The 6,513-nt window shown below is 50.9% G+C and carries 4 protein-coding genes and 7 tRNA genes; 9 read left to right on the top strand and 2 right to left on the bottom strand.

Features of this window, described 5'->3' with window-relative positions:
* Positions 1–135: 135 nt before the first annotated feature.
* Positions 136–211, bottom strand: a tRNA-Ala gene (locus AYI87_RS18160).
* Positions 212–314: 103 nt separating this feature from the next.
* Complete coding sequence (gene gltX / locus AYI87_RS18155) at positions 315–1,724, bottom strand: glutamate--tRNA ligase (protein ID WP_144204077.1); 1,410 nt, start codon at positions 1,722–1,724, stop codon at positions 315–317.
* Positions 1,725–2,740: 1,016 nt separating this feature from the next.
* Here gltX and AYI87_RS18150 point away from each other — a divergent pair.
* From AYI87_RS18150 to AYI87_RS18110, 9 genes are all read left to right on the top strand, one after another.
* A tRNA-Val gene (locus tag AYI87_RS18150) sits at positions 2,741–2,816 on the top strand.
* A 34-nt stretch (positions 2,817–2,850) separates the two neighbouring features.
* Positions 2,851–2,926, top strand: a tRNA-Val gene (locus tag AYI87_RS18145).
* 59 nt (positions 2,927–2,985) lie between these two features.
* Positions 2,986–3,061: transfer RNA gene (locus tag AYI87_RS18140), tRNA-Val, on the top strand.
* A 38-nt stretch (positions 3,062–3,099) separates the two neighbouring features.
* A tRNA-Val gene (locus AYI87_RS18135) sits at positions 3,100–3,175 on the top strand.
* A 37-nt stretch (positions 3,176–3,212) separates the two neighbouring features.
* Positions 3,213–3,288: transfer RNA gene (locus AYI87_RS18130), tRNA-Val, on the top strand.
* A 38-nt stretch (positions 3,289–3,326) separates the two neighbouring features.
* Positions 3,327–3,402: transfer RNA gene (locus tag AYI87_RS18125), tRNA-Val, on the top strand.
* Positions 3,403–3,554: 152 nt separating this feature from the next.
* A complete protein-coding gene (locus AYI87_RS18120; RefSeq protein ID WP_144204076.1) occupies positions 3,555–3,782 on the top strand; it encodes a hypothetical protein in 228 nt (75 codons plus the stop codon).
* 142 nt (positions 3,783–3,924) lie between these two features.
* Entirely contained in the window at positions 3,925–5,157 is a 1,233-nt protein-coding gene (locus AYI87_RS18115) for an MFS transporter (RefSeq protein WP_260865180.1), read from the top strand.
* Positions 5,158–5,466: 309 nt separating this feature from the next.
* The gene (locus AYI87_RS18110) at positions 5,467–6,432 is read left to right on the top strand and encodes a TRAP transporter substrate-binding protein (protein WP_260865181.1); all 966 of its coding nucleotides are present in this window, start codon (positions 5,467–5,469) and stop codon (positions 6,430–6,432) included.
* Positions 6,433–6,513 lie beyond the last annotated feature (81 nt).

Here is a 6,513-nt window from a genome sequence, read left to right as displayed (position 1 = left end):
AACCCCTGTTACCGCCGTGAAAGGGCGGTGTCCTAGGCCTCTAGACGAATGGGACACTGTTGATACGTTATACTCTGTATCGAGTGAATACTCGTCGAAGCCAGTAGGCTATTGCTTCAACGCTTTCAAATTAGATGGTGGAGCCTAGCGGGATCGAACCGCTGACCTCAACACTGCCAGTGTTGCGCTCTCCCAGCTGAGCTAAGGCCCCTTACCTAACTTGTCACCTTTGAGTGCACCGCGAGCATCTGCCGGCTGTGTCTCAACTGCGAGGCGCATTCTATGCAGCACACCCAAAAGTGTCAACTCGTTTTTTAGGAATTTATTCTATTTGCTACAAATTCAATCGCTTTGGAGATTCTTTGCTCACAACGGGCCTTTCCGACGAGGAAAGCGGTTAAATCTACAGCAGGCGACATACCCGCACCGGTAACCGCAACACGCAGTGGCATACCAACCTTACCCATGCCCAGCTCTAATTCGGCAGCCGTCGCTTCGATAGCCTGGTGAATCGCTTCTACGTTCCACTCGCTCAGCTCGGCAAATTTCTTCTGCAACAGTTGTAGCGGCTCTAAGGCAACACCACGCAGATGTTTCTTAGCGGCGGTTTCATCGAACTCGGCAAAGTCTTCATAGAAGTAGCGGCTAGAAACAGCTAGCTCTTTTAGAGTCTTGGCGCGTTCGGCCAGTGCAGAGACCACTTCAGCCAGCGCAGGACCGTTTGCTGTATCTATGTTTTGATCTTGCATGTGCCACTCGAGGTGCTTGGCCACATATTCAGGCGCCAGCTCCTTCATATAGTGCTGATTCAACCAGATCAGTTTTTCGGTATTAAAGGCAGACGCCGCCTTGTTGATGTCGTCTAACTTAAAGTACTGCTTCATCTCCTCGATAGAGAAGACCTCCTGATCGCCATGTGACCAGCCTAGGCGTACCAGGTAGTTAAGTAGCGCTTCTGGCAGGTAACCGTCATCACGATACTGCATTACACCAACGGCGCCGTGACGCTTAGACAGCTTGGCACCATCGTCACCTAAGATCATTGCCACGTGGGCATACTCAGGTACTGGTGCATTGAGTGCCTTGAGGATGTTGATTTGGCGTGGAGTGTTGTTGATATGGTCTTCACCACGTACCACACAGGTGATGCCCATATCCCAATCGTCAACCACAACGCAGAAGTTATAGGTAGGCGTACCGTCGGTGCGGGCGATGATTAGGTCGTCCAGCAACTCGTTTGAGATCTCGATACGGCCGCGTACGTGATCGTCGAACACTACGCTACCTTCGGTTGGATTTTTAAAACGCACCACGAAAGGCTCGTCGGTATCGCGCGGCGCCTTGTCACGGCAGCAACCATCATACTTTTGTTGTTCGCCTTTGGCGGCCTGCTCTTCACGCATCGCCTCGATACGTTCGCGGCTGCAGTAACACTTATAGGCGGTGCCCTGCTCTAGCATCTGCGCGATGATCTCGTTGTAGCGATCGAAACGCTTAGTCTGGTAGTACGGACCCTCATCCCAGTTCAGTCCAAGCCACTCCATACCTTCTAAGATAGCTGCGCAGGCTTCAGTAGTTGAACGTTCGAGATCCGTATCTTCGATACGCAAGACAAACTCACCTTGGTTAGCGCGGGCATAGAGCCATGAATAGAGTGCAGTACGTGCACCACCTACGTGAAGAAAACCGGTAGGACTTGGAGCAAAACGCGTCTTAATCGTCATAATGGGACAGTAACCTGTTATCGAATGGTCTAAATATAGACTGAGCTATTTAATGTGACCGCTATTCTAACAGCCAAATGGGATAAGAGAAAATAGCCTGGACAACCGCAGCTTGCCCGACGCACCGAAAAGGTGATCCCCCCATCATAGGATACGCGGCTTACCTCGGCAGATACTCAACAGATGACAGCTACGCTAGGAATGTGCCGCCGCGAGATTGTCACCCGAACCACCTACCCGCTTTTCTATCGAGATGACCTCTTCCTGCATGACTGTCTTGCTCTATATAGCTAAGGCCAATAAAAACAAAAGTGGGAATGCTAGAAATAGATAAGGCACAGATAGAAGAAACGGTGATCTGAAAAGACGATCAGATTGGGTTGATCACAGGCACATAAATGCTGCGAGCTTCAGGCTACTGCTGCACAGATCTTATATGTCGCACCGCTCTTATATAAGCCCCATTATATAAACACCCAAAGGAGAATAGATAGAAAGCAAAAAGCAGCTTTTAGTCAGCCGCTATTGATGAGCCCAAGCGATGAGCGCCTAAATTGCAAAGGCCTAAATAAGAAATACCCAAACTACCTGCCCTACGTCTTTTTTATTTGCAGCGACTATATATGGTATAAAAAAAGATGGTGCAGAAAATATGCTGAAGGACATGGTGCTAACAGTTAAGCCGCCTCAATCAAGCAAGTGCTACATTGATTTGCCCGCCTAGTGATAGAGAAAGGTGAATAACGACGCGTTAAAAACGAGCAAGCTCGCTCCTTTTCGCCAGATGTTTTTATCAAACAGCCCAGTTAAGCATTGCTTATCTCTACCAAGCCCTTGCTCTGACCGACAAGCTGGAGCCCCCTTCTGCTCAGGCTTTCGCCAGGGCGGCACCGGAAATCATCCTGATTTGTTTAACATTAAGACGATCCGAACAAATTTGAACCGGACTCATTATTTTCTCGAAAAAAGCGTTGACAGTAGATCGTTCCCCCCTATAATACGGCCCCACACAGCGAGGTCGATTAGCTCAGCTGGGAGAGCACCTCCCTTACAAGGAGGGGGTCACTGGTTCGAGCCCAGTATCGACCACCATACACTGTATGGCTGAAAAATTTGATGTGTCCCAGGTCGATTAGCTCAGCTGGGAGAGCACCTCCCTTACAAGGAGGGGGTCACTGGTTCGAGCCCAGTATCGACCACCATATTTTGTCCTAGATTGAAATATGTGGTGCATCGAGTTTAATGTTGTGAGATATTCCCAGGTCGATTAGCTCAGCTGGGAGAGCACCTCCCTTACAAGGAGGGGGTCACTGGTTCGAGCCCAGTATCGACCACCATCTCTTCACGAGAGAATATCGAATATAATAATGCCCCAGGTCGATTAGCTCAGCTGGGAGAGCACCTCCCTTACAAGGAGGGGGTCACTGGTTCGAGCCCAGTATCGACCACCATTGTTATCAAAATATGTAATATGCTGTATTTATCCCAGGTCGATTAGCTCAGCTGGGAGAGCACCTCCCTTACAAGGAGGGGGTCACTGGTTCGAGCCCAGTATCGACCACCATAGCATGGCTATGAAACGATAAATCACAGACAGTCCCAGGTCGATTAGCTCAGCTGGGAGAGCACCTCCCTTACAAGGAGGGGGTCACTGGTTCGAGCCCAGTATCGACCACCATATTTCCTCTTTAATGCTTCACCTCCCTATTTATAATCAAACAGCCTAGCAGCAAGCCATTGCGCCCGGTTCTCGCTATTGCGAATCCCTTAGCCTCAACTATTCTTCATTAAGACTTTGCTCAAACCAAGTTAGACTCAAGGTGGTTGAACATGGCTGATGTTACTCAATCTGCGTCGCTGGCAAGTATTGCCGCGTACCTAAAACTCACCCATGAATGCGATGAGCAGGAAGCAATGCTCGAAGCCAAGGAGGTGATGCAAAACCTGGTCGCCATGCGACAAAAAGGTTTCATCACGGGTTGGTATTTTGATGCTCAGGGCCACCTTGAGCTGCTACCCAGCGAGGCAATTCTAAAACGCATCAACCCACCCAAATAATAAATTCTGATATTATTACCAATAAAATAAATAGCTTACACCAAGCCATCTCTTCCTTCATCCAGTTAAATAAACAAAACACTTTACTTAATTAATCACTGAGGTAGAGTTGTCCTACCTATTGATTCTTTTGAAGGCTGTCATGAAAGCCACCGACTCCCTACAAGCCGCTCCCAACCAGACGGCTCAGCGCATTCTCGGCGTCACCTTAATCGTTACTCTGATCAGTGTGGCGGGCATTGCACTGCCATATCCTGTACTGGCGCCGCTATTTCACGACAACAGCTCTCCCCTAACCCACTTCATGGGCCTGCCCAGCGAATTTTTAATGGGTATCGTCTTAGGCATCTATCCACTGGGGATCATCATAGGCGGCAGCTTCATCGGCAGCCTGTCTGACACCTATGGGCGCAAGCGTCTGCTCAGCCTCACCCTGATGGGCAGCGCGCTGGGTTATGGGCTCACGGCCTTCGCAGCGCACTCGGAGCAGTTTGTCCTTTTCTGTCTCGCGCGTTTACTGACGGGGATCTGCGAGGGCAACATCGCCATCGCAAGGGCGATAGCAGCCGATCTCCATCCGCAAATCGATAAGACCCGCAGTTTCTCGCTGATCAGCGCCATGGGCTATGGCGGCTATCTGCTAGGGCCGTTAGCTGGCGGCTACCTCATCGATTGGGGGATGGAGACAGTGTTTGGCGCGGCGGCGGTTGCCTGTATTCTGTGTGCCCTGCTGAGTCACAGGCTTCTGCCCCGTCAGCTCGATGAGACCCAAGCCAACGCCGAGAAAGGCTCCAGCCTGGTGCTGCTCAGAGAGCCGGCCTTGAGACGCTTCTTTCTGCTCTACCTGCTGCTGACCATGGGGGTTAACTTCTACTATGAGTTCTATCCGCTGCACCTGGTGCAACAGGCGAACTTCACCTCGGCGCAGATCAGCTGGGTAACCGTGCTGCTCACCGGCTGCATGATCGCCACCAGCATCTGGTTTACCCCTGTGCTTCAGCGCAGGCTCAACCACGCCAGCGCGAGTCTGGTGGGGATCTTGCTGTTTGGCGCCTCTTTGGCCTGCTTTCCCTATCTCACCAATGACAGCTATCTGCTCACCTTCATGACCATAGGCGCGGGCATCGCTATCTACAACAGCTTCCTGCCGACCTACCTGTCCCATGCCTATCAAGACAGGCCCCAGGGACAGCTTATGGGCATGCTGGTAACCATTTTCTGCGTCGGCAACCTGCTCGCCGCCCTCTTCGGCGGCCTGTTAGCCGTGTTCGATGTCAAGATTGTGCTGTTGATCGGAGCTCTGTGCGCGGCGGCTGCCGGCGCCATCCTATATCACGGTCACTTCAAACGTGAATACTGGCCAGCGCACAATTAACCCGATAACGGGACTCAGCTCAAACTTTAACCCCGCAAAATGGGTGGATTCCCACCCATTGAAATAAGACCAATGGGCGACATCCTCCCCAAGCACGCCTGTTTACCAATTAACCAATAGCTCGCAACATGTTGATATAAGGCAATTTACATAATTTAAACATCTTTGGCCTGGTCCTTGCCTATAATTTCTATGAGTTAAGCACACTGTGAACCTGCAGTCGCCCTAAGGCACTGAAGGATTAACAATAATAGGGATAACAAAATGACCAGACTCAACACCTGTACCTTTATCAAACAGATCGTCAAGATGACCTCAATCGCGGCCCTTCTGGGTGCCAGCTTAAACAGCTGGGCGGCGCCAACGGAAATTAAGTTTTCCCATGTGGTGGCCGAAAATACCCCTAAAGGCCAAATGGCACTTAAGTTCAAGCAATTAGTAGAAGAGCGTCTACCCGGTGAATACCAGGTAAACGTGTTCCCAAACTCTCAGCTGTTTGGTGACAACAACGAGCTCTCCGCCCTGCTACTGAACGATGTGCAGTTTGTGGCGCCATCGCTCTCCAAGTTCGAGCGCTACACCAAGAAGCTGCAGCTATTCGATCTACCTTTCCTCTTCAAAGACATGGACGCCGTTAACCGTTTCCAACAGAGCGACGCCGGCCAGCAACTGCTGAACTCGATGAAGCGCAAGGGTGTCGTCGGCCTGGGTTATCTGCACAATGGTATGAAGCAGTTCTCGGCCAGTAGCCCGCTTGTCCTGCCAGAAGATGCCCAGGGTAAGAAGTTCCGTATCATGGCCTCAGACGTGTTAGCTGCCCAGTTCCAGGCGGTCGATGCCATTCCGGTGAAGAAACCCTTCTCTGAGGTCTTCACCCTGCTGCAAACCCGCGCCATCGATGGTCAGGAAAACACCTGGTCTAACATCTACTCGAAGAAGTTCTACGAAGTACAGAGCAACATCACAGAGAGTAACCACGGTGTGCTCGACTACATGGTGGTCACCTCAAACACCTTCTGGAAGTCCCTACCCGCCGACAAGCGCAAGGTGATCAAGGCATCACTGGATGAAGCCATTGCCTATGGTAACGAAATAGCCGCGGCTAAGGTTAACAAAGACAAGCAAGCCATCATCGACTCTAAGCGTTCAGAGGTCACCTACCTGACGCCAGACCAGCGCGCCGCCTGGGTCAACGCCATGAAACCTGTATGGGCACAGTTCGAAGATAAGATAGGTAAAGATCTTATCGATGCCGCCGTTGCCGCAAACGAATAATAAGCGCTAACCCACTAAACTTAATAGGAAAGCATTGAGGCCGTTTCCATGGCATTCGGCCTCTTTCCTATCTAAGGAGTC

It is taken from the genome of Shewanella sp. KCT, assembly GCF_007636505.1.
Taxonomy (GTDB): Bacteria; Pseudomonadota; Gammaproteobacteria; order Enterobacterales; family Shewanellaceae; genus Shewanella; species Shewanella halotolerans.
This window is presented reverse-complemented; position numbering and strand designations above follow the sequence as displayed.